The sequence below is a fragment of the Burkholderia lata genome (assembly GCF_000012945.1).
In the GTDB taxonomy this organism is placed as follows: domain Bacteria; phylum Pseudomonadota; class Gammaproteobacteria; order Burkholderiales; family Burkholderiaceae; genus Burkholderia; species Burkholderia lata.
Window position 1 is genome coordinate 1,435,056 of sequence record NC_007511.1, and the last position, 25,520, is coordinate 1,460,575.

The window sequence follows — 25,520 nt, forward strand, 5'->3', positions numbered from 1 at the left end:
CGTGTACGTTGCCGGGAATGCGGGGTGCGCGGCTCCCGAACTTCCTCACCATTGCGCAGGTCTCCTCTGTAATCGGGTGAGGGCGAGTGACGAAAGCGCGTCACCGCAAGCCGCCGCATGCGCGTGCGGCCGGATGCGTTGCACACCGGCACGGGATCGGCTCGGCCCCGCTATGGCGGGCCTTCGCGCTTCAATGCGCGTGAACGGCGATCCATGCAATCATGCGGGCGTCGCATGGATCGTCGGTGGGCCGTTCGTCGTTGCGTGCGGCCCGGCGCCGACGGTGAGCGACACGCACCGCCTTCGTGCACTTGCCATGCGATGCCTGCCCGGGGCACGATGCGCGAACGCTTTTGCGAACCCCGTCACCCCGTATTCACGCATTCCACGCATGCAAGATTCCAACGAAAGCCGCGCGTCAGGCGTGCGGCTGCTGAAAGGCATCCTCCCGATCCGTCGTGGCGGGGCGATCCGCGACATCTTCGCGGGCATGTCGCTCGCGTCGATGGACATCCCGCAGGTGCTCGGCTATGCACGCATCGCCGGCATGCCGGCCGTCACGGGCCTCTACACGGTGTTCCTGCCGCTCATCGCGTTCGCGTGCTTCGGCGCGTCGCGGCATCTGGTGGTGGCCGCCGACTCCGCGACCGCGACGATTTTCGCGAGCCGGCTGTCGTCGATGGCCCCGGCCGGCAGCGCCGAGTACGTGGCGCTGGCCGGCATGGTCGCGCTGCTGACGGCCGCGATGCTGCTGCTCGCGCGCATCTTCAAGCTGGGTTTTCTTGCCGATTTCCTGTCGCGCACGGTGCTGGTCGGCTTTCTCGCCGGTGTCGGCGTACAGGTGTCGATCGCGATGCTCGGCGACATGCTCGGGCTGGCCGTGCCGTACCCGGCGTCGCGCAGCCTGGCGCAGCTCGACTACGTCGTCACGCATCTCGTCCACACGAACCGGCCGACGTTCGCGCTCGCGGCGCTCGTCGTCGTCGCGATTCTCGCGTGCAAGCGGTTCCTGCCACGCGTGCCGATGCCGATGATCGCGGTCGCGGGCAGCATCGCGGCCAGCTCCGCGTTCGGCTTCGCCGCGCACGGCATCGCGGTGCTCGGGCCGGTCGCCGGCGGGCTGCCGCCGCTGCGCTGGCCGTCCGTCACGTGGCAGCAGTTCCTCGATCTCGTGCCGGTCGCCGCGTCGTGTTTCGTGATGATCATTGCGCAGAGTGCGGCCGCCGCACGCGTGTTCGCGCAGCAGTACGACGAGGAGGTCGATACCAACGCCGACATCCTCGGCCTCGCGGCCGCGAACGCGGCGGCGGCGGTGGGCGGCGCGTTCGTCGTCAACGGCAGCCCGACGCAGACGGCGATGGCCGACGGCGCGGGCGTGCGCAGCCAGATCGGGCACCTCGCGTTCGCGGCCGTGGTGGCGGTGGTCCTGCTGTTCTTCAGTACCTATCTGCAGTACCTGCCGCATGCGGTGCTGGCCGGCATCGTGTTCACGATCGCGCTCGGGCTGATCAACGTGCGCAGCCTCGCCGCGATCCGCAAGGAAAGCCCCGGTGAGTTCACGCTCGCGCTGGTGACGGCGCTGGCCGTCGTGACGGTCGGCGTCGAGCACGGCATCCTGCTGGCGGTCGCGTTGTCGCTGATGCGGCACGTGCGCCACAGCTACCAGCCGCACACGATGGTGCTCGAACCCGTCGAAGGCAACGGACGGTGGCAGCCGGTGCCCGCGCGACGCGGCGCGATGACGGCGCCGGGGCTGATCGTCTACCGGTTCGGCTCCGACCTGTTCTTCGCGAACGATCATCTGTTCACCGCCGAAGTGACCGAGCTCGTCGATGCGGCGCCGATGCCGACGCGCTGGTTCGTCGTCGATGCGGGCGCGATCACCGACATCGATTATTCGGCCGCGCGGACGCTGGCCGACCTCGTCAAGATGCTGCAGGCACGCGGGATCGGCGTGCTGTTCGGGCGCGTCAACCGCTACCTGCGCGCCGACATGGATCGCCACCGGATCACGGAAATCGTCGGCGCGTCGTGCATTTTCCCGACGCTGCATCAGGCACTGGAGGCTGCCGGTACGACACCGGCGCCGCAGGAGCCAGGCATCGTGTAGCGGGAACCGGCGCTAGGCGGCCGCCCGCACGCGCGCGAAGCCGTTGCGCAGGTGGCGGGCGAGTTCCGTCGCGGCCGGCGTGCGCTGGCCGCGCGGCAGATGCAGGTTGATCGCGAAGTTCGGCAGTGCGGGCAGGCCGCTGCCGGCTGGCAGGATGTCGAGGTCGGCCGGCACGGTCGACGCGAGCCAGGCGGTCACGGCGAGATCGGAGCGCACGGTCGCGGCCGTCGCATCGATGCTGCCGTTCTCGAACACGGTGCGCCACGCGCGATCGCAGCCGCGCAGCGCGTCGAGTACCGTCGGGCGGAACGCGCAAGTCTGCGCGACCATCGACACGGGCAGCGGCGTATTCCGGTACGCGGTGCCGCCTTTCGCACCGACCCAGACCAGGCGGTCGACGGCGATGCACTCGCCGCGCGACGGCCCGACCGGCGCCTCGATCAGTGCGACGTCGAGTTCGCCCTGCGCGAGCCCCCGGCGCAGCTCCGGCGATGCCGCGCACACGAGCGTGAGCGCGACCTGCGGATGCGCTTGCGCATAGCCTTTCAGGATCGGTGCGAGGCAGGAGGACACGAGATCCTGCGGCGCACCGACGCGCACGGCCCCTTCCACTGCGCCGGCCGTCATGTCGGTCAGCAGCGCATCGTGCACGGCGAGCAGCCGGCGCGCCTGCCCGAGCAGCCGCTCGCCGTCCGCCGTGAGCAGCAGGTTGCGGTGCTCGCGGACGAACAGCGGGCCGGACAGCGTTTCGAGCCGTGCGACCTGCTGGCTGATCGCGCCTTGCGTCAGGTGCAGCGCGCGGCTGGCCGCCGTCATGCTGCGATGCTCGGCGACGGTGACGAAGGCGCGCAGCAGCGCGATGTCGAGATTGCGTACCATGCGACGCATTATGATCGCTAATGGCAGGCATAAAAAGCTTTCGCTGTCGTAATGGAAGGGGCGCGGGTAAAACGGAGCTTCGACGACGACAACCGGGAGCTTCCGTGCCGTTCCGCGACTACCTGCCGCTGATGCTGTTCGTGATCGTGTCCACCGTGACGCCGGGCGGCGCGACGACGCTCGCGACCGCCTCGGGCGCGCATTTCGGCTATCGGCGTTCGCTGCCGCTGATGGCGGGCATCGCGGCCGGCCTGGCGTCGATGGCCGCCGCTGCCGCGGCCGGGCTCGGCGGCGTGCTGCTTGCGCTGCCCGCGTTGCAACTCGCGATGAAGGCGCTCGGTTCGGTGTACCTCGTGTGGCTGGCCGTGCGCATCGGGCGCGGCGGCAAGCCGCGGCTCGATGCCGCGGTGCATCGGCCGCAGGGGTTCGTCAGCGGCGTCTGGATGCTCTGGCACAACCCGAAAGGCTGGGCGATGACGCTCGGTGCGGCCGCGTCGTTCGCCGCGCTCGCCTCCGGTCCGGCACGGCTCGGCGTCTTGCTTGGACTGGCGTTCGGCGTGGCCGCGATGGCGTCGCTGTCGCTATGGTGTTTCGCCGGGTTGCTGTTCGCGCGCGTGTTGCGTACGGAGCGGCAGTGGCGCTGGCTCAATGCCGGGCTCGGTGTGCTGCTCGTGGTGTCGATCGTGCCGATGTGGCTGCCGTAGCGCCGCTGCGCGCGCAGCGCGGCATGGCGCGACATAGCGCGACATAGCGCGACATAGCGCGACATGGCGCGACATAGCGCGGCGCAGCGGCCGTGGTCAGCGCGAACCGGCGCGCGCGGCGCCGGCAGGTTTCCCGCCTGCACCGGCCGACCACAACGGCAGCCGCAGCGTCGTGACGAAGCTCGCCGCGTGCAGCACGCAAAGCAGGCCGAAGGCCCACGCGTACGCGCTGGCCTGCGTGCCGCCGCTCGTCACCGATTCGGCCTGCAGCCGCCAAGCGAGGAACAGCGTGCAGACCGTCGTGAACGTCGGGCCGCCGAGACGTTGCACGATATTGAGCGAGGTGGTCGCCATCGGCAGGTTGCGGCGCTCGACCGACGCATACGCGGCGGAGATCGACGGTGCGCCGATCGCGCTCTGGCCCATGCCGCGCAGGAACAGCGCCGGCACGAGCAGGTATGGGTCGTAGCCGGTCAGCGCGAGGAACACGAACGGCAGCGTCGCGAACAGCGCGAGCAACGCGCCGGCGGCGGCCAGCCGGCGCACGCCGAACCGGCTCGTCAGCGCGCCCATCGACGGGTAGGTGACGAGCATGCCGAGCCCCATCGGCGCGAGCAGCCAGCCCATCTCGCCGGGCGTGCGGCCGCACGCCTGGATCAGGAACACCGGAATCAGCATCTGGCCCGCGAACAGCGCGCCGTTCGACAGGAACTGCGTCGACGCGGCCGCGCCGAACACCTTGCCGCGAAACAGCGCCAGGTCGATCAGCGCGTGGTCGCCCTTGCGCGTTTCGACGCGCAGGAACGCCACGAGCAACAGCGCGGCCGTGACGATCGCCGCGATGCCGAGCGCTTCGTTGATCCGCTCGATGCCGTACAGGAACAGCACGAGCCCCGGTGACAGCAGCGCCAGGCCGACCCAGTCGAGTTCGCGCGGCTGCGTGTCGTCGCGGTCGCCGGGCAGGAACCGCACGGCCAGCGCGAGTGCCAATACGCCGACGGGCAGGTTCACGAGAAACAGCCAGCGCCACGACGTGTGCTGCAGGATCGCGCCCGCAACGACCGGGCCGAGGATCGGCGCGAGCAGCACGGGCACGGCCGCGTAGCCGATCACGCGTGCCATCTGCTGGCCGGCGACGCGCGCGATCATCATCTGCGCCATCGGCGCGAGCAGCCCGCCGCTCACGCCTTGCAGCACGCGGAACGCGATCAGCGATGGCGCGGACCAAGCAAGCCCGCACAGCGCCGACGTGAGCGTGAACGCCGAGAAGCACCACAGATACAGCGCCTTCGCGCCGATCCGGTCGACGAGCCAGCCGTTCAGCGGCAGCACCAGCGTGAGCGCGAGCAGGTAGCCGCTCGTCACCCACTGGATCGTCGCGAGGCTCGCGTGCAGGTCGGTCGCGAGGCTTGACAGCGACACGTTGACGATCGTCGCGTCAAGCTGCGACAGCAGCGAGCCGAGCACTGCGACCGCGCTGACCTTCCAGATCGACGGATCGGGCCGGCCGGCCGCGTGGTCCTGCGTCGGCCGAGCGTGTTGGTCGCTCACTCGCCGCGCCGGTCGAGCAGCGCGACGATGTCCTGCGTCGTGCCCGTCTCGCCGAGGCGCGGGAACAGTCGCTCGACGCTGTTCACATGCGCGTCCGCGTTGAGGTCGGTCATCGCATCGATGGCGAGCGTGACGTTGTAGCCGAGTTCATGCGCCTGCCGTGCGGTCGATTCGACGCCGATGCTCGTCGCGATGCCGGTCAGCACGATCTGCGTGACGCCGGCCGCCTTCAGGTGCGCGTCGAGGTCGGTGCCGGTGAAGGCGCCCCAGGTCTTTTTCGTCACGACGTGATCGCCCGGCTGCCGGTTCAGTTCGGGCACGAGTTCGGCCCAGTCGGCGGGAAGGGCGTCCAGGCGCACCTGCTGCTGCGTGCGGCCCGGTGCGCCGCCCGCGACGTTGACGAGCACGACCGGCAGGCCGCGGCTGCGGAATGCGTCGAGCAGCGTGCGGGTGTGCGCGATCACCGGTTCGACCGGGTGCGCGGTGGGGAGGGCGACGATGCCTTTCTGCAGGTCGATGACGACGAGTGCGGTGTTCGTGTCGAGACGGGTTGCGCTCATGATGGGACTCCGTGAAAGGGACGAAGAAAGCCGTGCGCGCGAATGCCGTGGCGCGCGCCGGCCGGATTCATTGCTCGCCGATGCGGCGGATCAGCGGGATCGCGGCGGCGAGCGTGTCGATGTCGTCGGGATCGAGCTGCGCGATCGCGGCGCCGAGCCACTGGTGTTTCGCGGCGTTGCGCTTGAGCCGGGCGTCGAGGCCGGCCGCGGTCAGCCGGAACAGGATCTGGCGGCCGTCGGTCGGATGCGGTTCGCGCTCGACGAGACCGTCTTCCTCGAGGCTCGCGAGCGTCGCCTTCATCGACTGCGGCTTCATCGCTTCAGCGCGCGCGAGGTCGGCGGTCGTCATCGGCCCGTGCCGTTCGAGTCGCGCGAGCGCGCTTGTCTGGGACATGCCGAGCCCGCCGGATTCGATCTCGGAGCGGAGCCGGCGGATCAACTGGCCGACTGCAAGGGTCAGGTCGGCGGCGACGATGTCGGCAGAAACGCCGGGTTTGCGTGGCGGGTTCATGCGGCGGATCATAGGACACGACAGTTAAACTTGCAAGTTTAACTGTCGAATTGTCCGCCGGGCCGGAGTGCGGCAGGAGGGTGGTTACGCGCCGCGGAGCGGGACCGGGACGACTTCGCTGTATCTCGGGGTCGCGTCCTCGTGCAGCAGGTCGCCGAGGTATTGCGCGAGTTCGTCAGCGGCGAGCGCGGACGGAATGTGCAGGTCGGCCGGGCGCCGCTTGCCTTCGGTGCCGAGATCGAACACGGCCCAGCGGCCGTTGTTGCGGACGACGGCCAGCCGCCGTCCGAATGCGTTGAAGCGGTATTCGTCCTGCATGGCATCGCTCCCGTCGATGAACGCGCCGGCCGCCCGTGCGCGCTTACTGGATCGAGCAGGACAGCCAGCGGTGGATCTTGATGGCATCGCTCGAGACGCCCGCGCGCGTCGGTGCGCCGAGCAGCACGACCGTTTCGCGGCGGCCCTTCACACGCATGCGCATCACGACGCCGTGCCCCGACTCGTTGATGAAGCCGGTCTTCTGCAGCCGGATCGGCAGGCGGCGGTAGCGGACGAGCGGGTCGGAATTCACATACAGCAGCTCGCCGTCGCCGGGGCGCACGGTGGTCGACGTATCCGTCGAGAAATAGCGGATCAGCGGATCCTGCGCCGCCGCGCCGACGAGCTTCGCGAGATCCTCTGCCGTCGACACGTTGTGCGGCGACAGGCCGGTCGGCTCGCGGAAGTGTGTATGGCGCATGCCGAGCCGGCGCGCTTCGCGATTCATCGCGTTGACGAACGCGGCGCGCCCGCCCGGATAGTCGCGGCTCAGCGCGGCGGCCGCGCGGTTTTCCGACGACATCAGCGCGATATGGAACATCTCGCGGCGCGACAGTTCCGAGCCGACCTGCAGGCGCGACCCGGTGAACTTGATCGTGTCGCGGTCGTGCGCGGTGACGCGCAGCACGCCGTTCAGCGGACGGTCGGCGTCGCGTGCGACGACGGCCGTCATCAGCTTCGAGATCGACGCGATCGGCCGCACCGTGCGTGCGTTGCGCGCCAGCAGCGGCGTGCCGGAATCGACGTCGAGCACGTAGGCCGCGCGTGAATGGAGGGAATTGACCGCACGCGGGCTGTAGCCGCAGCTCGCCATCAGGCGCGGCTTGTCGGCCGGGCGCGGGCGCACGGCGGTCGTGCGCTTGGCGCGGCGCTGCTGCGGGGCCGGTGCTGCGTGACGCTTGACCGCCTGGTGCTTCACGCGCGGGCGACGATGCTTGACGGCCTTCTTGTTGCGCTGGGCCGGCTTCTTCTTGACGGCTTTCTTGACGGCCTTCGCCGGCGCATGAGCGTGCGCGGCGCGCGGCGGCGGGTTGCGTGGCGTGGACGATGCATTCGCCGAGAAGGCGAGCATCAGCATCGACAGGGCGACGAGCAGGGTGGTCCGGGCGAATGGCAGGCGCGCGATGAGGCCGGTCAAGCGAAAGTCTCCTTTTCACGCGCGGTGAGGCTGCGTGGAATGTATGGGTGGTCAGCGGGATGCGGAAAATTATACGGTCGATCGCGGGGCGATGACGATTGAAGGCGGGAAAAGATGCGCGATTCGGTGCGTTTCGGAGGCACTGTCAGCAGGTCGACGCCGCTTTGCATGGCGATTCGCGTCGATATGTCGCGCCTGCCTGACAAATGATGGAACAGCCGGCAAGATGTCGAGATCATTTCCAGGAGCGCCCATGTCCAGCCGCCCGCACGCGTTGCCCGTGCAGTCTTGCGTATCGATCGACAGCCTGTCCGCGACGGGTGAACTGGTTGCCTTCAACGTCGGACCGGACGACGCACTGTACATGGCGTTTGCGCTGGAGCCGCTCGATGACCGGACGCTATCGAACGGTGCGTCTTTTCCGAAAACGGTGCCGTCAACGTCGCACCGGTATCGCGTGATGGCCTGGCAGGGCGGCGAGGTTCGCCTGGACTGCATGATCGACAAGGAGCCGTTCAATATCCACGACATCCAGCCTGTCGGCGACGATCTGCTGCTGGTGTGCTGCCGGTCCGTCCGCCGCGGCGACGACGATTTCGACCTGAATGGCCGCTTCTATCGACGCGACGGCACGCCGTACGGCGCAATCCTGCTGGGCGACGGCATCGAGGCCGTGCAGTCCACGGCTGCGGGGGAAATCTGGACGTCCTATTTCGACGAGGGCGTGTACGGCAATCTGGGCTGGGATTCGCCGGTCGGTGCGCCAGGGTTGATCGCGTGGAGCCGGGCCGGCGAGCAGCGCTATGCGTTTGCTCCGTCGCCGGGGTTCGGGCCGATCGACTGCTGTTATGCGCTCAATGTTCCGGACGATCGGGACGCGTGGATCTACTACTACAACACATTCGCGCTGACCCGCGTGCGTGACCGGCAAACCGTCTGGTCATCGCGGATGCCGGTTAGCGGCAGCCATGCGTTCGCGGTCATGGAGGATGTGACGCGGCCCGACGGATACGTGGCACTGCTCTGCGGCTCGTATCAGGACCGTGACATGTTGTACCTGGTGCGTATCGATGGCGGTGGCGAAGCTCGACTGGTGCGCACGTATCGCTTGCAGGGCGATGGTTCCGTACCGGTCGACATCGCTCGAATGACTGGCCGCGGTCGCGTGCTTCATGCGGTCGGTACGGACGGCAACATCTATCGCATCGATATCGCCGACCTGGCGCTCGGGTGAATGCAGCGTTTGATGTCGCGATGGCGAGGGCAGGCATGGCAAGCATGCACGGGTGCCGCACGCCATTCAACGCGGCCAGTTGCGCCGCGACACCACCGCGAAGCTGATCGCGATCGAGCCGGTCACGGGGCGCGGTGGCGCGTCGTTCATCGCGCTCATCGCGTCCACCGCATCGCCGAAACGAAAGCGGCGGCCTCGGCCGTCAGCGCGTTCGGTACGTTCGGCACGACGCTTCGGCGCGCTCGGGTCGGCAATTGCGGCGCACTCGCCGATGGCGGCCGGTGCACACGAAGTGTCGTCGGGCGGACATTCATAGACGAGATCAACAGACATGACGATCGATTCCTGAAAGGGCATGTCCGTATTGAACGTCATCGCATTCGATCGGTAAAATGAATGTTTTGATCGTTACGATTCCTTTTAAGAATGGAATTGAAACTGCTGAGAACGTTCCTGACCGTTACCGAGCTGTGCCATTTCAGCCGCGCGGCCGACGCGCTGCACATGAGCCAGCCGGCACTGAGCAAGCAGATCGGCGCGCTCGAGTCGAGCCTCGGCGGCAAGCTGTTCGAGCGCGGCCGGCACGGTGCGGAGCTGACGCCGTTCGGCGAGCGCTTCCTGCCCGACGCGCAGGCGCTCGTACGCGATGCCGACGAGATCCTCGTCCGCGCGCGCGAGCTGTCGAGCGGGCAACGCGGCCATTTGCGGCTGGGCATCTGCCTGTCGGTGCTGACGCTCGTCCCGAAGCTCGTCGCGGAGTTTCGCAGCCGGAATCCCGGCATTGCCGTCACGCTGAGCGACCTGTCGTCCGCGGAGCAGACGCGCCGGTTGCGCGCGGGCAAGCTCGATGCCGGGTTCCTGCGCCTGCCGTCGGACGAAGGACTGTCGTCGTTCAAGGTGATCGACGAGGCGCTGGCGCTGGCGGTGCCGCCGCATCTCGGCCTGAAGCGCGTGCCGGCCGATCTCGGCACACTCAACGAGATTGGCTTCATCGCGTTGCAGCGCGCACGCGGGCAGGGGTTGGCCGCGCAGGTCGACCGGTGGTGCGTCGAGCGCCGCTTCGTGCCGCACGTGACGCAGCAGGCCGAAGACGTGCAGTCGGTGCTCGCGTCGGTCGCGGCCGGTGCGGGCGTCGCGTTCATTCCGTCGCGTGCGCAATATCTGCTGCGCGATGCGACGGTGTTGCCGCTCGACGGCAAGGACGCGAAGTGGCGCGTCGGGCTCGCATGGCTATCGGACCGCGACGATCCCGTCACCACGCGCTTCGTGTCGTTCATGCGTGCCGCGATCAAGAATGCATGATGGACGAAGCGGTATAGTGTCCTCGGCCGGCGGCGGTCGCCCGATCGCGTGCCGGACGCCGAACAAAAGCCCCAGTGTCTCGCTCACCGACCGTAACCCATGACTTCAGAATCCGACGACTCCCCGCTCGATCCCGCACTCGTTGCGACGCTCGCGACGCTGAACGATGCCGCGAGCGATCCGGCCGGCAAGACCTGGTCGCTGCCGAAGATCGCGAAGCGCACGCAATTGCCGATGAGCACGCTGCGCCGCGTACTGACGCAGCTCGACGCCGCTGGCCTGAGCGCGACGACACTGAACGAGGACGGCACCGGCAGCGCCGCGCTGACCGACGAAGGGCGCGCGGTGTGCGCGCAACTGTTCGGCGCGAACGACGCGCAATGAAAAACGGGCCGCGCGAAGCGGCCCGTCGTGTTGCGGTTCGACATGCGGCGTCGATGCGTTACCACCGCACCGTCACGCCGCCCATCACCGAATGATCGTAGGTCTGGTCGTTCAGCCCGCGCCGGTAGCCGATGTCGAGATCGAGCCACGGCTTCGGCGAATAGATCGCGCCCGCGATCACGAATGCGGGATTTGTGCCGGCGCCGCTTGCCGTGTTGCGCGACGTGCCGATGTCGGCCACGATCTGCAGCGTGTCGGTCGCCTTGTAGATCGCCGCGCCCGATACGGCCCAGATCGACGTCCGGTCGCCCTGGCGATTCGACTGGACCGTCATTCCCGCATTCGCGAGGAACGAAAACCGCGCGACGTCGAGCTGCGCGAGCAGCGTTGCGCCGGCACCCACGCGGCCGGTGCCGAGCCCGCGCCGATCGTTGCCGGTCGGCGTCGTCAGTTTCGGCTTCAGCGCGATCGACAGCGGACCGCGTTCGACGAACCGCCATTTCATGCCGATCTCGACATCGCCGACCCCGGCGCCGTTCTCGTCGGTGCGTGTCTGCAGATGCGTGTACGGCACGTTCACGTAGAGATCGGCGTGCTCGCCGAACCCGCGCGTGAGCGTCGCGTTCCACAGCTGGTGGCGGCCGTTTTCTTCCTGTTTCGAGGTTTCCTCGGCGTTGAACTCGAACTGCCAGTTTGCGTTGCCCTGCGTGCCCGTGTCGTCGCTGACGAGCGGATGGGTGGCGAGGGCGTCAAACGGTGCGAGGAGGGCGCTCGCGGCTGCGAGCGGAAGCATTCTTTTCATGGGATCACCTGTCGTGCGTGGCGAGCCTGCCGGCCCGCGCGGGTGGCGCGGGCCGGCACGACGCCTTCAAGCGGGGAAGCTCAGAACCACTGCTTGTAGCGGCGCACGTAGATCGTCTTGACGATCTGCGCGAGGAGGATGTAGCCGACCATCGTTGCAGCGAGCCACAGCCAGAAGGTGCCCGGCAGGTGCATGAAGCCGAGGGACTCCGCGAACGGCGAGAACGGCAGCCAGCAGCCGATCGCGATCGCGGTGAACGTCGACAGCAGCACCGGCAGTGCGGCCGTGCTCTGCAGGAACGGAATCTTCTGCGTGCGCAGCAGGTGCACGACGAGCGTCTGCGATACCAGGCTCTCGATGAACCAGCCCGAGTTCATCACGATCTGGCCGCCGGTGCCGCCGTTCAGGTGATACATCGCACCCGCGCCGAACACGGTCCACATCAGGATGTAGGTCGTGATGTCGAACACCGACGACGTCGGCCCGACCCACAGCATGAAGCGGCTGATGTTGCCGGCTTCCCACTTGCGCGGCTTCTTCAGGAACTCGGGATCCATCTTGTCCCACGGCAGCAGCATCTGCGACGTGTCGTAGATCAGGTTCAGCACGAGCAGCTGCGTCGCGAGCATCGGCTCCCACGGCAGGAACGCACTGGCGACGAGCACCGAGAACACGTTGCCGAAGTTCGAGCTCGCGGTCATGTTCAGGTACTTCAGGATGTTGCCGAACGTCTCGCGGCCCTTGATCACGCCTTCCTCGAGCACCATCAGGCTCTTTTCGAGCAGGATGATGTCGGCGGTTTCCTTCGCGATGTCGGCGCCGCTGTCGACCGAGATGCCGACGTCGGCGTCGCGCAGCGCGGGCGCATCGTTGATGCCGTCGCCGAGGAAGCCGACCGTGTGGCCGTTGGCCTGCAGCGCCTTGACGATGCGCGCCTTCTGCAGCGGCGTCAGCTTCGCGAACACGGTCGTGCGTTCGACGACTTCCGCGAGCGTCGCATCGTCGAGCGCTTCGATTTCCGCGCCGAGGATCGGCTTGCCGGGTTCGAGGCCGACCTGGCGGCACACCTTCATCGTGACGATCGGGTTGTCGCCCGTCAGCACCTTCACCGCGACGCCGTTTTCGCGCAGCGCGGCGAGCGCCGGCGCGGCCGATTCCTTCGGCGGATCGAGGAAGGTCAGGAAGCCGCGCACGACGAGATCGTGTTCGTCGGCGGTGCGGTACTGCTGGCGCTCGTCGCCGCGCGGGATCGTGCGCGTCGCGAGCACGAGCACGCGGAAGCCGTCCTCGTTGTACGCGCTGGCCTGTTCGAGCAGCCGCTTGCGCGCGACGAAGTCGAGCGGGCGCACGCCGTCCTCATCCTGCACGTGCGTGGAGACGGCCAGCATTTCCTCGACCGCGCCCTTGCAGATCAGCAGGTGCGTGCCGCGCGTGTCCTCGACGACGACCGACAGGCGGCGGCGCACGAAGTCGAACGGCAGTTCGTCGATCTTCTTGTAGCCCTGCGGCTTCACGCGCTCGCCGATCTCGTCGGCACGCGCGACGACCGCGATGTCGATCAGGTTCTTCTGGCCGCTCTGGTGGAAGCTGTTCAGCCAGCCGAGCCGCAGGATTTCTTCGTCCTTGTAGCCCGACAGGTCGAGGTGATGTTCGAGGATGATCTTGTCCTGCGTGAGCGTGCCGGTCTTGTCGGTGCACAGCACGTCCATCGCGCCGAAGTTCTGCACCGAGTTCAGCCGCTTGACGACGACCTTGCGGCGCGCCATCGCCACCGCGCCGCGCGCGAGGTTCGCGCTGACGATCATCGGCAGCATCTCGGGCGTGAGGCCCACGGCCACCGCGAGGGCGAACGTGAGCGCGCTCAGCCAGTCGCCCTTGGTCAGCCCGTTGATCATGAACACGATCGGCACCATCACGAACATGAACTTGATCAGCAGCCAGCTCACGCTCGAGACACCGCGGTCGAAGCTCGTCTCGATGCGCTTGTGGCTCACGACGTTGCGCGCGAGCGAGCCGAAGTAGGTGTCCTCGCCGGTCGCGACGACGACGGCCGTCGCCGTGCCGCTGACGACGTTGGTGCCCATGAAGCAGACGTTCTCGAGATCGAGCAGCGATGCCGATGCATCGGTCGCGGCACCCGCCGCACGCGTGCTGGCGGACTTGCCGGCGACCGCGCCGAGCGTGTCGTATTTCTCGACCGGCAGCGCTTCGCCGGTCAGCACGGCCTGGCTGATGAACAGGTCGCGTGACGCGAGCAGGCGCACGTCCGCCGGGATCATGTCGCCGGCCGACAGGTGCACGATGTCGCCGGCCACCACTTCGCGCATCGGCACGTCGCGGCGTGTCGGCTCGGACGTGTCGGTCATTGCACGCTGCACGGTGGCGGTCGTGCGGACCATCGCCTTCAGCTTCTCGGCCGCGCGCAGCGAACGGAATTCCTGCACGAAGCGCAGCAACGCGCTGATCGTGACCATCGTCAGCAGGATTGTCATGCCGACATAGTCGCGATCGTCGGGTGCCGCGAAGTAGACGTCGGTGAAGAAGCTGATGGCGGCCAGCACCAGCAGCACGTAGACGAACGGGTTGTGGAACGAGAGCAGCAACTGGCGGGTCCAGTGCGGGGGCTTGTCGTGCGCGATTTCGTTCGGGCCGTAGTGCTGCAGGCGATCGGCGGCCTGGTCGTAGGTGAGGCCGCGCGTGCTGGTGTTCAGCGACTTCAGCGTGTCGTCGAGCGGACGGGCCGCTTCCTGCGCGGCACGCATGATGCGCGGGTCGTTCTGCTGGGTGCCGCCGGCCTTGATGAAGCCGCGCTGTTTCTTTTGCGAGGTGTTGTGTCGTGTCGTCATGAGTCGCTCCTTGCGCACGAGGCGGCGGGCGGGGAGCGACCGTGACGTTATCGACGCACGAGCGCTCCCCGCCGCGTCGCGTCAGGCGCGATCGGCTGTGGATCGGTGAAGGCGGGAACGCTCGCCGGCGCGTGCGGTGCGGCCGGAGGGGCGATGCGCAGCGTCGCACCGGCGAGCGGTAATCGACTACTGTCGTCTGAGTTCATCTGCACTCCTGTCGGTTGCGAATAATCGGCGCGGGCGATCGACAGCGACGCACGCACGAAGGCGCGCGGCCGGACGGCACGCGAACGGAAGGCGCACGCAGCGGATGCTGCGCGCAACACGAACGCACGCGCGCGATGGCGCATCGCGTGCATTCGACAACAATGAAAATTCGGCGGGAGATCTGGCCAGTCAGGCCGGAAGGACGCCGCATCCTGCTTCCCGGGATGCGGCAGAAGACGAGGCTCTGCGCGTTTTCCTCAGGCAGCAGTCAAGTTGGTCGAGGACCAACTACAACTCGCATCGGTGTTCACAGAACACTCCATGTAATTAGACGGGAGCGATGGTAATGGGTCGCTGTGCGAAGCGTCAACCCTTTTGTCAGTCGTTATTTCGAGAAACGTAATCGGGTCGACGCGCGACCGGAGACACACCGGATCGCCTTCAATGAAACGGCCGCGCGCACGCCACGTCGGCATGCGCGCGGCCGCGCCGGAGCAGGGGAGCGTTACTGGTTGGCCGACGCGACGGCGGCCCCTGCATCGAGGATGCCCGAGCCCGCCGGCATCGCGGTGCACGACGTGCCGGCCGCGAGCTTGGTCGTGCGCGTGCCGCCCTGCAGCTTCTGCTGGATCTGCGCCGGCGTGAGGTTGCCGTTCACCGACAACATCAGTGCAGCAACCCCCGTCACCTGCGGCGTCGCGAGGCTGGTGCCGTTCGCGAGGCCGTAGGTGTCCGAGCCCGGGGTCGTCGTGCCGGTATTCGACGTCGACAGGATGTTGACGCCCGGCGCGCTCAGCGAGACATCGGGACCGAAGTTGCTGAACGACGCGCGGCGGCCGGTCGCGTCGGTGGCGCCGACGCTGATCACGCCGCGGCAGTTCGCGGGCTGGTCGAGCCCGGTGGACAGGCCGTCGTTGCCGGCGGCGACGATGACGGTCACGCCCTTCGCGGTCACGTCGTCGATGGCCTGCTGGAACGTCGAGCTGCATGCGCCGACACCGCCGAGGCTCAGGTTGATGACCTTCGCGGGGCGCGGGTTGTTCGGTACGCCGCTCACCGCAATGCCGGCAGCCCAGCGCATCCCGTCGGCGATGTCGCTCGTCGTGCCGCCGCACTTGCCGAGCACGCGCACCGGCAGGATCTGGCCGAGCCACGACACGCCGGCGATGCCGGTGCCGTTGTTGGCGGTCGCGCCGATCACGCCCATCACGCGCGTGCCGTGCCAGCTGCTGTCGCTCGGCTGGCTCGCGCAGTGATAGTACGGGCCGTTTGCGTTGTCGAGTTCCTGCTGCGTCACCCAGTCGCCCGGGTCGGTTGCATCAGGGCTGCGGGTCAGGCCGTTGTTGCTGGTGTTGACGTTGCTGATGAAGCTGTAGCCGGACAGCAGGTTGCCGACGAGGTCGGCGTGCGGCCGGTAGCCCGTGTCGAGCACGGCCGTGACGACGGTCGGCGAACCCTTGGTCACGTTCCACGCGGGCGGCAGGTCGATACCGGCGGTCGGATCGGACAGGTACCACTGCTGGCTGTAGAGCGGGTCGCTCGGCGTGTCGCGGATCTGCATCGGGTGATCCGGTTCCGCGTAGTCGACGTCCGAATCGGCTGCGAATGCCTGCGCGAGCGCGGCTGCGTCGGTGGCGGCCATGCGCTGGCCGAGCGACAGCACGGTCGCGCCATTCGAGATTGTCCGTTCGACCTGCACGTTCACCGGCGTTTGCCCGACCGTGCTTGCATAGGCACGTGCGCTGCCGGCGACCGGCGCCGTCCAGCGCGTCATCGAGCGCTGGATCACCGCGTCGAGCCGCGTCCCGTTGTCGATGGCCGCCATCGCACGCGTGGCCGTCAGCGTCTTCAGCTTGACGATCAGGTGATCGATCGGCGGTTCGACCGGCGCGGCCTGCGCCGCCATCTGCACGGCGGCCTGCTGCGTCGCGCAGGCATTGCTGCCGGAGGAAGCGGGCGGGGTCGTGGGATTGGACGGCGCGGGAGACGGCGTGGGGGCAGGGGCGGGCGCTGCGTTGGAAGAAGACGGGTTGCTGCCGTCGCCGCCGCCTCCACCGCCGCAACCGGCGAGGGGCAGGAGGGCGGCGGCGGACAGCATGCCGGCTAGCATGCGCGCATGTGCGGAGCGCGCCAGCGCAAAATTGAGCTTGGTTCTCATGTTGAAACTCGATCCTCGTAGATAACCGTCGTGCCGGCGGTGCCGCTGGTCCGGCTGACCCGGACCTTGTCTTTTTTGTCTGACGGTTGCAGCAAGGTTGCTGCGACGCGCCATGCACTGGGTAACGGCTTGCGCGGCGGCTTCTTGAGTGCGTTTCACGAGAAAAACCGGGGCGGGCGCAAACGATTACGTTGGTGCGTTGCAGCATGAACGCGTGTTTGGAACGCGTGGCACAAAAGGTGGGGCGAGTCCGTGCGCGGCCGGTCGGGCGATACGTGCGGCGCGGGCTCGTTTGCGCGGTACGGAAAACATCTTTCACGGCCCGGCCGCGGTGGAAGGTTGATTACGCTTTCCCTGATGCGACGCGAATTTTGTCGGGCGTACGATCGCGATTCGATCAACGTTTCGTCAGGAGAAAAGCATGGATCGTCGCTTACGCTGGCTGGCCGTCGCGCTGTCCTGTGCGCTGGCGGGCACCGCGCACGCGCAGGCCCTCACCGGCACGCTGAAGAAGATCAAGGACACGGGCGTCGTGTCGCTGGGCATTCGCGAATCGTCGGTGCCGTTCTCGTATTCGGACAACCAGCAGAAGAACATCGGCTATTCGCGCGACATCGCGGCGCGCATCATCGACCAGCTGAAGACGGACCTGAACGCGCCGAACCTCGCGGTGAAGGAAATCCCGATCACGTCGCAGAACCGGATTCCGCTATTGCAGAACGGGACGATCGATTTCGAATGCGGATCGACGACGAACACGCTCGAACGGCAGAAGCAGGCCGCGTTCTCGAACAGCATCTTTCTTTATGGCATCCGCTTCAGCACGCGCAAGGATTCCGGCGTGAAGGACTTCGCGGACCTGGCCGGCAAGACGGTCGCGACGACGGCCGGCACGTCGGACGAGCGCCTGCTGCGCAAGCTCAATGAAGAGAAGGCGATGAACATGACGATCATCAGCGCGAAGGATCACGCCGAAGCGTTCATGAACGTCACGACCGGGCGCGCGGTGGCGTTCGTGATGGACGAGCCGCTGCTGTACGGCGAGATCGCGAAGGATCGCAACCCGGGCGCGTACACGGTGACGGGCACGCCGCTCGTTCACGAGAACTACGCGTGCATGATGCGCAGGGACGATCCGGCGTTCAAGCATGTCGTCGACGGCGTGATCGCGAAGATGCAGACGTCGGGTGCCGCCGAGAAGCTCTACAACCAGTGGTTCACGCAGCCGATTCCGCCCAAGGGCGTGAGCCTCAACTATCCGCTGTCGGCGGAGATGAAGCAGCTGTTCAGGAATCCGACGGATCAGGCGCAGTATTGACGGGATGCGGGACTGATCGACGTTCGGCAATGAAAAACCGCCGGCTCGTGCCGGCGGTGTCGACAGCACGGCAGGGCGAAACGCGCCACGCACACATTCCAGGCCCGCGCGGGACCGGGATGCCGAGCCAGCCGGGTTTTCTACCGACGGCGATGCTCCCCCGGCGAGCGCTGCCGCGCCGGGAGCGGATTTCCGGGCATGCCGCAATCGGCATTCAACCTCGTCCACGCCAGGGGAATCCGGCTGCGCGACCCGACAACAGGCACAATACGGGATTCGCCACGTCGCACGCGTGTTCGCCATCCGAACATCGCACGGCTGCGCCGCTGCCGCCCGACATCCTTCCCAGTCGTCATGAACGCCACGCTCACTCCCGCGCGCGAGTCGAATTCGCCGCGTTTCCTGCTGTTCCTGATCTGTCTGTTCGCGTCTGCCGGCCAGCTCGCGATCGACATCTACGTGCCCGCGCTGCCTGACATGGCACGTTCGTTCGCGACCACGCCGCAGGCGATCCAGTCGAGCGTGTCGGGCTACATGGCGGCCTATGCGCTCGGCCAGCTCATCTTCGGGCCGGTGGCCGATGCTTACGGGCGCAAGCGCGTGCTCGCGTTCGGGCTCGTGATCTACACGATCGGCTGCCTGTTGTCGCTCGGCGCGCAGAACCTGGAGACGTTCGTGCTGGCGCGCTGCCTGCAGGGCTTCGGGATCGCGACCACCAACCTGCTCGCGAAGGCGATCATCACCGATTCGTTCTCCGGCCAGGCGCTGATGCACGCGTTTACGTACATGTCGATCGCGTGGGGGCTCGCGCCGATCGTCGCACCGGTGATCGGCGCGCACTTGCAGGAATGGTTCGGCTGGCGCGCGTGCCTCGTGTTCCTGCTGGTGTACTCGCTGGTGATGTGGGCGCTGCTGTGGCGTTACCGGGAAACCTTGCCGAAACCCGTGCATCTCGAGCCACGCACGCTGATGACGAACGCGGGCAAGGTGCTGGCGAGCCCGGTGTTCCAGAGCTGCTTCCTCGCACAGGGGCTGTGCTACAGCATCCTGCTCGTGTTCAACATCGTCGGGCCGTTCATGGTGCAGACCACGCTGCACAAGCCGCCGACCTTCTTCGGCTATCTCGCACTTGGTATCGGGCTGATGTATTTCCTCGGCGGCCTGTCGAACCGGATTCACCGTCCCGGGCTGCCGAGCGCCGAGCAACGGCTGCGCATCGGCGCGCGCGTGATGGCAGGCGCGTCGGTCGCGATGCTGGTGCTGGCGCTGACCGTCGGGCTGCGCGTCTGGACGCTTGCGACGCCGGTGCTCGTGATGGGCTTCTGCGCGGGCGCGATGTATCCGACGCTGATGGCCAAGGGCAATTCGCTGTTTCCACATATCGCCGGCCTGACGAGCGCGATTCTCGGATGCGCACTGCTGCTGGTGTCGTCCGCGATGATGGGGCTGGCCGGTTTCGTGTCGATTCACGTGCTGACGCCACTCGCGGTGTTCTTCGTCGTGCTGTCGTGCATCGTCGTGTGGATGGTCACCAAGCTGTTGCGGTACCTGTCGCAGCAGCAGGCCCAGGCCGCGTCCGTCGTGTGCGGGCGCGAGGAGGCTGCCTGAGTGGCACCTGTCGACCAGCCCATGAACCCGATCCTGCTGAGTCGCGTCGCCCGAACCGACGCCGCCGACCTGATCGCCGCCAACCGCGCGAGCCGGAGCCACCACCTGCCGTGGGTTGACTCATTCACCGACCAGGCGGGATTCGACCAGTGGTTCGGCCGCTGCCTGACGGGGCCGAACGTCGGCCTCGTCGCGCGCGAACGCACGTCCGGGGCGGTGGTTGGCGTGGTGAACCTCAACGAGATCGTCGGCGGGGTGTTCCAGAGCGCGTATCTCGGGTACTACGGCATGGCGGCGTTCAGCCGCAAGGGGCTGATGACCGAGGCCATGCGCGCGGCGATCGGCGTCGCGTTCGGCGAACTCGGGCTGCATCGGCTCGAAGCGAACATCCAGCCCGGCAACCACGCGTCGATTGCGCTGGTGCGGCGGCTCGGTTTCACGAAAGAGGGGTTTTCGCCGCGTTATCTGCGCCTCGGCGGCGAATGGCGCGACCACGAACGGTGGGCGCTGCTGGCTGACGGCGAACCCGAAGCGCACACCTGACGCCCGCTACCGGGCGTTTTTCTTCCCGCCACCGGCCGCTTACAGCGGATGCGCCGCGCCGGCCTGCGTCAGCAGCGACACGGCAGCCGGGTCCGGCATCCCGTTCGAGTCGATCGCGCCGGCTTTCGCGAGTGCGACGAGATCGCTGTCGACACCCGGTTGCCCGACCGTGAACGACGTGGTCAGGAATGCCGGCGCCGCGAACGCAACCGAATAGCGCTGCTGCAGGTTCGTCACCACGGCCGATTGCGCGGCCTGTACGGTGTTCGCGCTGTTCATCGCCTGCTGGTAGCGCGAATTCCCCTGGAAATTGCCGATCAATGTGGCCGTGTTCGTGCCGAGCTGGGCGGCGAGATAGACCAGCATCAGCTCGGTCTCGGGCGTCGTATTGAACGTGCCGCCTGCGTACGCGAGCGAATGCAGGCTCGTGCCGCCCGACGTCACGGTGATCACGCACGGCAGCGTGGCGTTGACCGCCACGCTGTAGTTGCCGCCGCCATCCGTCAGCGTTGTCGCCGAACCCGCCGCGCAACTGACCGTTACCTGCGCGCTTGCGAGCGCGTCGCCCGTCGCGGCCGTGCCGGAGAGCGCGACGGTCTGCGTGTTGTTGTTGAAGCAGGCATCGACGCCGAAGCAGGCATCGCCGTTGCACGCCTGAAGCGTTGCGAGGGTGGCGAGGCAGAGCGTGCCCAAAGCGGGGCGGATGAAGCGCCTGGGGTGCAGGTTCATGGTCGCGGGTGTCCGGAAGAAGGGCGCAGCCGGTGCGTCAGGGGACGCGGCGCCGTTCAAGTCATTCTAGGTTCCGTATTCGTGGGCTGCTTGCCCGTTTGTCCGCTGCGCCGGAAACCTTTCAGTTCCTTTCGTAATTGGTTAAGCTGCGGGACGATTAAAAACGACGAGAGAACGCGCCGTCCTCGCTGGAGTCGGCGCGCCGTTTCCGACATGAACTTGAAACGACAGACGGGCCGGCCGTGCCCGCCGGGTGGCGAGGGCGATCCGGCTTCGTCGGCAGGCAGGAACCGAGGCGGTATTCGGCACGCACGCAGCACGAAGGACGCGACCTGCAGGCGCGGCATCCGGACGGCCACCACGGCCTTGCTGGCAAGCGCGGTCGTGCTGTTCGGCAGCGCGGCCATCGCAGCGCCGGCCGAAGCCGGCAACACCGCCGTCGAGGCGTCGTCGGCCAATACGCTTTTCGCCCCAACCGACTCCGCCTGCACGCACGTGGCCGCCGCAGCGGCCTATCCGGTCGCCGCTAAACCCGAGGTCGCGCCGCCGTTGAAAGGCCGCGTGACCGACACGACGGGGGTGCTCAGCAGCGCCTGCACATCCGAGCTGACCGACCGCCTCGCTGCGCTCGAACAACGACTCGGCGTACAGGTCGCGGTCCTGCTGGTCGGCTCGACCGGGCAGTCGACGATCGAACAGTTCGCGACCACCGTATTCGACCAGTGGAAGCTCGGCAAGGCCGAGGTCAACAACGGGCTGCTGCTGGTCGCCGCGCTCAACGACCATACCGTGCGGATCGAAGTCGGCTACGGGCTCGAAGGCACGATTCCGGACATCGTCGCGGGCCGGATCATCCGCGAGCGGATCGTGCCGGCATTCCGCGAGAACCGCATTGAAGGCGGCATCAGCGATGCGGTGGACGCACTGACGCGCCAATTGATGCCGGCGGACGCCGCGATGCCTGAGCCGGCCGCACCCGCGACGGCGCCCGGCGGGCGCGACGACGTATACGAAACGGACGCGGCGACCACGACCGATGCCACGCATGCGCCGCCCCGCGACGCACGGACCGGCGGCGCGAAGTACCAGTCGAACGGCCTGCTCGTGCGGAAACACGCGAACACGGGCGGCGTACGGTTCTGGTTCCTGCTCGGGGTAGCCAATGTGGTGCTGGGCGTGATCGCGCAGTGGCGCCAGCTGCGCCGCAGGGTGACGCTGCTGGCCGCCTGGCTCGTGGCGGCCGTCGTGCCGATCGTGGTGCTGCCGGTCGGCGCGATCTTCAATGGCAATCTCGCCGCCATGCTGGGCGCCGCGGCGTTCGTCCCGGCGGCGGCCGGGGTCGCGCCGTGCCTGCTCGGCATCAACCTGTTCCTGTCGGCGCGCGTGCGCAAATACACGGCGATCGTGGGCGGGACGCTGTTCATGATCATCGCGATCGGGCGCGAGCTGGATTATTCGATCGAGGAAGTGCTGTCCGGCATCTTCGGCGTGCTGTGCGTGCTCGCCGTGATCTGGGGGAAGCTGATGGGCATCGGCTCGTCGTCTTCCTCGTCGGGCTCCCGATCGCGCTCGAGCTCCGATTCGTTCCGTGGCGGCGGCGGTTCGAGCGGCGGCGGCGGCGCATCGGGCCGCTGGTAGCCCACGCGCGCCGCGTGCCCGCGCACCTGATTCTTTTCACCTACCGCTCCGCCCGGAGCGTTCAACCGGAAACTACCGACGATGAAATGGTTTCGAATCCTGCTCGTGTGCTGCGTGCTGGCTCCGCTCGCGGGGTGCGGCTATAACGCGATCCAGTCGTCCGACGAGGACATCAATGCCGCGTGGTCCGAAGTGCTGAACCAGTACCAGCGCCGCGCCGATCTCGTGCCGAACCTCGCCGCGTCGGTGAAGGGCTACGCGGCGCACGAGGAGCGCGTGCTGACCGAGGTGGCGTCGGCCCGGGCGCGCGTGGGCAGCGTGCAGATGACACCGGAGATGGCGAAGGATCCGGCCGCGCTCGCGGCGTTCGACCAGCGGCAGGGCGAGCTGTCCGGGGCGCTGAGCCGGCTGATGGTGGTGTCCGAGCGCTACCCGGAGCTGAAGGCGAACGAAGCGTTCCGTGATCTGCAGACGCAGCTCGAAGGCACGGAAAACCGCATCGCGGTCGCGCGCGGCCGCTACATCAAGACGGTGCAGCACTACAACGTGCAGATCCGCCAGTTCCCGGGCGTCCTGATCGCGAAGATCTTCGACTACCAGCCGCGCCCGAATTTCGGCGTCGCGAACGAAGCGGCGATCTCGACCGCGCCGACGCTTGATTTCTCCGCCCGGCCGCAGCCGCCAAAGGCAAACGCGGCCGGCGAGTAACGCCGGCTCACGCGCTCAAGCGCTCACGGCTTGCGCGCGGCCGCCTTCGCGAATGCGCCGCGCACCTCGAAGCTGATCGTATCGGCCACATTGCCGCGCGCATCGACGAGTTCGAGCCGGTGCCGGCCCGGCCACGGCATCCATGCGATGCGATCGGCATGCCCGATCACCTTGTCGTCGAGCCGCCACGCGAATTTCGTCGCGCGCCCGGCCGAGCGCTCGAACCAGATTCGCTGGTTCTTCGGCGGAATGTCCGGGTCGATCGCGAAGATCGTGCCGTCGGTCGGCGTACCGATCGTCAGCGGCGCGCGTGCGCCGTCCTTGCCCGGCGTGACGGGGGCGGCGAGCCGGATCGTGTCGACCGCCGTTCCCGCGATGAACCACTCGTTGCGTGACGGTTCGATATCGCGTTCGAACGTGATGCGGCGCGTCTCCACACCGGCCGGCGCGCGCGGCGCGCGGCTCGGCTGGTCGCGGTGCAGGTAGCCGACGACGGCCGACCACACGGGCGACGCGCCCGTGACGCCCGACACGTCCCACATCGGCGAGCCGTCCGCATTGCCGACCCACACGCCGACCGTATAGCGCGACGTGAAGCCGACGGTCCAGTTGTCGCGCATATCCTTGCTCGTACCGGTCTTGACCGCCGAGAAGAAGCGCGTCGCGAGTGGATTGTCGAAGCCGAACGTGCGCACGCGCGCGTTGTTGTCGGAGAGGATGTCGGTCACGACGAAGCTGGCTGCCTCGCTGAACACGCGCGTGCCGTCGGCCGCGCGGGCGGGCGAGGCGGTCGACGCGCCGGACGCCGGTGCCGGCGCGGGCAGGTCGATGGCCTTGCGGGCAACGCCGCCGTTCGCGAGCGCGCGATACGCATTGGTCAGCGACAGCAGCGTGACGTCCGCGCTGCCGAGCGCGAGGCTGAAGCCGTAATAGTCGCCTTCCTGCGCGAGCGGCAGGCCGAGCGCGGTCAGCGTGCGCGCGAAGCGGTGCGGCGTGACGAGCACGAGCGTGCGCACGGCCGGCACGTTCAGCGAGCCGCCGAGCGCGCTGCGCACGCTCACCCAGCCCTTGAAATCCTTGTCGTAGTTCTGAGGAATGTACAGGCCGCCGCCGGCGGCGAGGTTGATCGGCGCATCGTCGAGCAGCGACGCGGCCGTCAGGCGCTTCTCGTCGATCGCCTGCGCATACAGGAACGGCTTGAGCGTCGAGCCGGCCTGGCGCGGCGCGAGCACGGCATCGACGTCGCGCGCGCTCGACAGCGCGCCGGACGAGCCGACCCACGCGCGAATCTCGCCGGTCGCGTTGTCGATCACGACGACCGCGCCGTCCTGCACGTTGCGCCGGTGTGCCGGCGCGTTGAGTTCGGTCAGCGCGCGCACCAGCGTGTCGCGCGCGAAGCGCTGCAGCGGCGCATCGAGCGTCGTGCGCACCTGCGCGCCGGCCGTTGGCCGCACCTCGGCCGCGATGCGTCGTGCGAAGTGCGGGGCGAGGGCGGCGCCGTCGTCGCGCGCGGCGCTGGCCGGACGCGCGATGACGAGCTGCACGTAACCGTCGAGCGACGCGCAGGCCTGCTCGGCATGCATGTCGCGCAGGATCCGGCACGCGCGCTCGGCGACTTTCGCGGGCGTGGCATTGGGCGCGCGCACGAGCGCGGCCGCGATCGCGGCTTCGCGGGCGTCGAGGCCCGACGGCGCCTTGCCGAACAGCACTTGCGACAGCGCGGCGAGGCCGATCGTCTCGCCGCGGAACGGCACGAGGTTCAGGTACGCCTCGAGCACCTGGTCCTTGCGCCAGCCGCGTTCGAGCAGCAGCGCGTTGACCGCCTGCGTCGCCTTTTGCGGCAGCGAGCGCTGGCCCGACCGGCGCGGCGAATCGCTGAGCAGCCCGGCGAGCTGCATCGTGACGGTCGACGCGCCGCGCGTGCGCTCGTTCCACAGGTTGCCCCACGCGGCGCCGGCGATGCCGCGCCAGTCGACGCCGCTGTGTTCATAAAAGCGCTTGTCTTCCGACACGACGATCGCCTCGCGAAACGCGGGCGACACGTCGGCAAGCGACACCCAGTCGCCGCGCCGTTCGGTGAGGTCGACGCGCGTGCGCTGCAGCGGCGTGCCGTCGCGCGCGAGCAGCACCCAGTCGGAGCTGCGCCAGTTGCGGCGCACTTCGTCGTAGCTCGGCAGCGCATGCGCGACGAGCGGCGCCGCCAGCACGATGGCCACGAATACGCGGCCGGCGAAACGCGCCGGCCGCGGCAATGCCAGATCGATCATCAAGG

Annotated in this window: 22 protein-coding genes; 10 read left to right on the plus strand and 12 right to left on the minus strand. The window is 68.0% G+C overall.

The window, feature by feature from the left end:
* Positions 1–391: 391 nt before the first annotated feature.
* Complete coding sequence (locus BCEP18194_RS29120; protein WP_041493541.1) at positions 392–2,110, plus strand: SulP family inorganic anion transporter; 1,719 nt, start codon at positions 392–394, stop codon at positions 2,108–2,110.
* A 12-nt stretch (positions 2,111–2,122) separates the two neighbouring features.
* Here BCEP18194_RS29120 and BCEP18194_RS29125 read toward each other — a convergent pair whose 3' ends face one another.
* Positions 2,123–2,998, minus strand: a complete 876-nt coding sequence (locus BCEP18194_RS29125) for a LysR substrate-binding domain-containing protein (RefSeq protein ID WP_011354874.1) — start codon at positions 2,996–2,998, stop codon at positions 2,123–2,125.
* Positions 2,999–3,093: 95 nt separating this feature from the next.
* Here BCEP18194_RS29125 and BCEP18194_RS29130 point away from each other — a divergent pair, with 95 nt between their 5' ends.
* Complete coding sequence (locus BCEP18194_RS29130) at positions 3,094–3,693, plus strand: LysE family translocator (protein WP_081436667.1); 600 nt, start codon at positions 3,094–3,096, stop codon at positions 3,691–3,693.
* Positions 3,694–3,789: 96 nt separating this feature from the next.
* Here the strand turns inward: BCEP18194_RS29130 and BCEP18194_RS29135 are convergent, their stop codons facing one another.
* The 5 genes from BCEP18194_RS29135 to BCEP18194_RS29155 form a co-directional block, all read right to left on the minus strand.
* On the minus strand, positions 3,790–5,244 hold the full coding sequence (locus tag BCEP18194_RS29135; RefSeq protein WP_011354876.1) for a DHA2 family efflux MFS transporter permease subunit: 1,455 nt from the start codon (positions 5,242–5,244) through the stop codon (positions 3,790–3,792).
* The gene (locus BCEP18194_RS29140; RefSeq protein ID WP_011354877.1) at positions 5,241–5,804 is read right to left on the minus strand and encodes an isochorismatase family protein; all 564 of its coding nucleotides are present in this window, start codon (positions 5,802–5,804) and stop codon (positions 5,241–5,243) included. Before BCEP18194_RS29140 ends, BCEP18194_RS29135 begins: the two co-directional genes overlap by 4 nt.
* Positions 5,805–5,871: 67 nt before the next feature.
* Positions 5,872–6,327, minus strand: coding sequence for a MarR family winged helix-turn-helix transcriptional regulator (locus tag BCEP18194_RS29145; protein ID WP_011354878.1), 456 nt, complete (start codon positions 6,325–6,327; stop codon positions 5,872–5,874).
* 72 nt (positions 6,328–6,399) lie between these two features.
* On the minus strand, positions 6,400–6,633 hold the full coding sequence (locus BCEP18194_RS29150) for a DUF7661 family protein (protein ID WP_011354879.1): 234 nt from the start codon (positions 6,631–6,633) through the stop codon (positions 6,400–6,402).
* 43 nt (positions 6,634–6,676) lie between these two features.
* Complete coding sequence (locus tag BCEP18194_RS29155; RefSeq protein ID WP_011354880.1) at positions 6,677–7,771, minus strand: serine hydrolase; 1,095 nt, start codon at positions 7,769–7,771, stop codon at positions 6,677–6,679.
* A 253-nt stretch (positions 7,772–8,024) separates the two neighbouring features.
* Between BCEP18194_RS29155 and BCEP18194_RS38855 the strand changes: the two genes are divergently transcribed.
* Positions 8,025–9,005 (plus strand): hypothetical protein, encoded by a 981-nt coding sequence (locus BCEP18194_RS38855; RefSeq protein WP_011354881.1) that lies wholly within the window; start codon positions 8,025–8,027, stop codon positions 9,003–9,005.
* 66 nt (positions 9,006–9,071) lie between these two features.
* Here BCEP18194_RS38855 and BCEP18194_RS29165 read toward each other — a convergent pair whose 3' ends face one another.
* On the minus strand, positions 9,072–9,380 hold the full coding sequence (locus BCEP18194_RS29165) for a hypothetical protein (protein WP_011354882.1): 309 nt from the start codon (positions 9,378–9,380) through the stop codon (positions 9,072–9,074).
* A 51-nt stretch (positions 9,381–9,431) separates the two neighbouring features.
* Between BCEP18194_RS29165 and BCEP18194_RS29170 the strand changes: the two genes are divergently transcribed.
* Both BCEP18194_RS29170 and BCEP18194_RS29175 read left to right on the plus strand, forming a co-directional pair.
* Complete coding sequence (locus BCEP18194_RS29170) at positions 9,432–10,307, plus strand: LysR family transcriptional regulator (RefSeq protein WP_011354883.1); 876 nt, start codon at positions 9,432–9,434, stop codon at positions 10,305–10,307.
* A gap of 99 nt (positions 10,308–10,406) precedes the next feature.
* Complete coding sequence (locus BCEP18194_RS29175; protein ID WP_011354884.1) at positions 10,407–10,691, plus strand: hypothetical protein; 285 nt, start codon at positions 10,407–10,409, stop codon at positions 10,689–10,691.
* A gap of 58 nt (positions 10,692–10,749) precedes the next feature.
* On the opposite strand, the gene BCEP18194_RS29180 is transcribed toward BCEP18194_RS29175, so the two are convergent.
* The 3 genes from BCEP18194_RS29180 to BCEP18194_RS29195 form a co-directional block, all read right to left on the minus strand.
* Positions 10,750–11,493: a transporter gene (locus BCEP18194_RS29180; RefSeq protein ID WP_011354885.1), complete on the minus strand. Its 744-nt coding sequence runs from the start codon at positions 11,491–11,493 to the stop codon at positions 10,750–10,752.
* 80 nt (positions 11,494–11,573) lie between these two features.
* Complete coding sequence (gene mgtA / locus BCEP18194_RS29185) at positions 11,574–14,339, minus strand: magnesium-translocating P-type ATPase (protein WP_011354886.1); 2,766 nt, start codon at positions 14,337–14,339, stop codon at positions 11,574–11,576.
* A gap of 712 nt (positions 14,340–15,051) precedes the next feature.
* Positions 15,052–16,704 (minus strand): S8 family peptidase, encoded by a 1,653-nt coding sequence (locus BCEP18194_RS29195; RefSeq protein WP_011354888.1) that lies wholly within the window; start codon positions 16,702–16,704, stop codon positions 15,052–15,054.
* 421 nt (positions 16,705–17,125) lie between these two features.
* Between BCEP18194_RS29195 and BCEP18194_RS29200 the strand changes: the two genes are divergently transcribed.
* The 3 genes from BCEP18194_RS29200 (at position 17,126) to BCEP18194_RS29210 (ending at position 20,173) form a co-directional block, all read left to right on the plus strand.
* Entirely contained in the window at positions 17,126–18,022 is an 897-nt protein-coding gene (locus BCEP18194_RS29200; RefSeq protein WP_011354889.1) for a glutamate/aspartate ABC transporter substrate-binding protein, read from the plus strand.
* Between the two features lie 354 nt (positions 18,023–18,376).
* Positions 18,377–19,630 (plus strand): multidrug effflux MFS transporter, encoded by a 1,254-nt coding sequence (locus BCEP18194_RS29205; protein WP_041493266.1) that lies wholly within the window; start codon positions 18,377–18,379, stop codon positions 19,628–19,630.
* Positions 19,631–19,651: 21 nt separating this feature from the next.
* On the plus strand, positions 19,652–20,173 hold the full coding sequence (locus BCEP18194_RS29210; RefSeq protein WP_011354891.1) for a GNAT family N-acetyltransferase: 522 nt from the start codon (positions 19,652–19,654) through the stop codon (positions 20,171–20,173).
* Positions 20,174–20,212: 39 nt separating this feature from the next.
* Here the strand turns inward: BCEP18194_RS29210 and BCEP18194_RS29215 are convergent, their stop codons facing one another.
* Complete coding sequence (locus BCEP18194_RS29215; RefSeq protein WP_041493267.1) at positions 20,213–20,902, minus strand: hypothetical protein; 690 nt, start codon at positions 20,900–20,902, stop codon at positions 20,213–20,215.
* A 213-nt stretch (positions 20,903–21,115) separates the two neighbouring features.
* Between BCEP18194_RS29215 and BCEP18194_RS38860 the strand changes: the two genes are divergently transcribed.
* Together BCEP18194_RS38860 and BCEP18194_RS29225 are read left to right on the plus strand one after the other, a co-directional pair.
* Entirely contained in the window at positions 21,116–22,540 is a 1,425-nt protein-coding gene (locus tag BCEP18194_RS38860) for a TPM domain-containing protein (RefSeq protein WP_081436669.1), read from the plus strand.
* A gap of 81 nt (positions 22,541–22,621) precedes the next feature.
* Positions 22,622–23,248: a LemA family protein gene (locus BCEP18194_RS29225; RefSeq protein WP_011354894.1), complete on the plus strand. Its 627-nt coding sequence runs from the start codon at positions 22,622–22,624 to the stop codon at positions 23,246–23,248.
* Between the two features lie 23 nt (positions 23,249–23,271).
* Here the strand turns inward: BCEP18194_RS29225 and pbpC are convergent, their stop codons facing one another.
* Entirely contained in the window at positions 23,272–25,515 is a 2,244-nt protein-coding gene (pbpC, locus tag BCEP18194_RS29230; RefSeq protein ID WP_011354895.1) for a penicillin-binding protein 1C, read from the minus strand.
* Between the last annotated feature and the right edge of the window lie 5 nt (positions 25,516–25,520).

Coding starts and splice junctions, on each gene's coding strand:
- BCEP18194_RS29210 (WP_011354891.1), top strand. CDS start 19,652: ATGAACCCGATCCTGCTGAGTCGCGTCGCCCGAACCGACGCCGCCGAC.
- BCEP18194_RS29150 (WP_011354879.1), bottom strand. CDS start 6,633: ATGCAGGACGAATACCGCTTCAACGCATTCGGACGGCGGCTGGCCGTC.
- BCEP18194_RS29205 (WP_041493266.1), top strand. CDS start 18,377: ATGAACGCCACGCTCACTCCCGCGCGCGAGTCGAATTCGCCGCGTTTC.
- BCEP18194_RS29180 (WP_011354885.1), bottom strand. CDS start 11,493: ATGAAAAGAATGCTTCCGCTCGCAGCCGCGAGCGCCCTCCTCGCACCG.
- BCEP18194_RS29215 (WP_041493267.1), bottom strand. CDS start 20,902: ATGAACCTGCACCCCAGGCGCTTCATCCGCCCCGCTTTGGGCACGCTC.
- BCEP18194_RS29125 (WP_011354874.1), bottom strand. CDS start 2,998: ATGCGTCGCATGGTACGCAATCTCGACATCGCGCTGCTGCGCGCCTTC.
- BCEP18194_RS38860 (WP_081436669.1), top strand. CDS start 21,116: ATGAACTTGAAACGACAGACGGGCCGGCCGTGCCCGCCGGGTGGCGAG.
- BCEP18194_RS29120 (WP_041493541.1), top strand. CDS start 392: ATGCAAGATTCCAACGAAAGCCGCGCGTCAGGCGTGCGGCTGCTGAAA.
- BCEP18194_RS29175 (WP_011354884.1), top strand. CDS start 10,407: ATGACTTCAGAATCCGACGACTCCCCGCTCGATCCCGCACTCGTTGCG.
- BCEP18194_RS29225 (WP_011354894.1), top strand. CDS start 22,622: ATGAAATGGTTTCGAATCCTGCTCGTGTGCTGCGTGCTGGCTCCGCTC.
- BCEP18194_RS29170 (WP_011354883.1), top strand. CDS start 9,432: ATGGAATTGAAACTGCTGAGAACGTTCCTGACCGTTACCGAGCTGTGC.
- BCEP18194_RS29195 (WP_011354888.1), bottom strand. CDS start 16,704: ATGAGAACCAAGCTCAATTTTGCGCTGGCGCGCTCCGCACATGCGCGC.
- pbpC (WP_011354895.1), bottom strand. CDS start 25,515: ATGATCGATCTGGCATTGCCGCGGCCGGCGCGTTTCGCCGGCCGCGTA.
- BCEP18194_RS38855 (WP_011354881.1), top strand. CDS start 8,025: ATGTCCAGCCGCCCGCACGCGTTGCCCGTGCAGTCTTGCGTATCGATC.
- BCEP18194_RS29140 (WP_011354877.1), bottom strand. CDS start 5,804: ATGAGCGCAACCCGTCTCGACACGAACACCGCACTCGTCGTCATCGAC.
- BCEP18194_RS29165 (WP_011354882.1), bottom strand. CDS start 9,380: ATGACGTTCAATACGGACATGCCCTTTCAGGAATCGATCGTCATGTCT.
- mgtA (WP_011354886.1), bottom strand. CDS start 14,339: ATGACGACACGACACAACACCTCGCAAAAGAAACAGCGCGGCTTCATC.
- BCEP18194_RS29200 (WP_011354889.1), top strand. CDS start 17,126: ATGGATCGTCGCTTACGCTGGCTGGCCGTCGCGCTGTCCTGTGCGCTG.
- BCEP18194_RS29145 (WP_011354878.1), bottom strand. CDS start 6,327: ATGATCCGCCGCATGAACCCGCCACGCAAACCCGGCGTTTCTGCCGAC.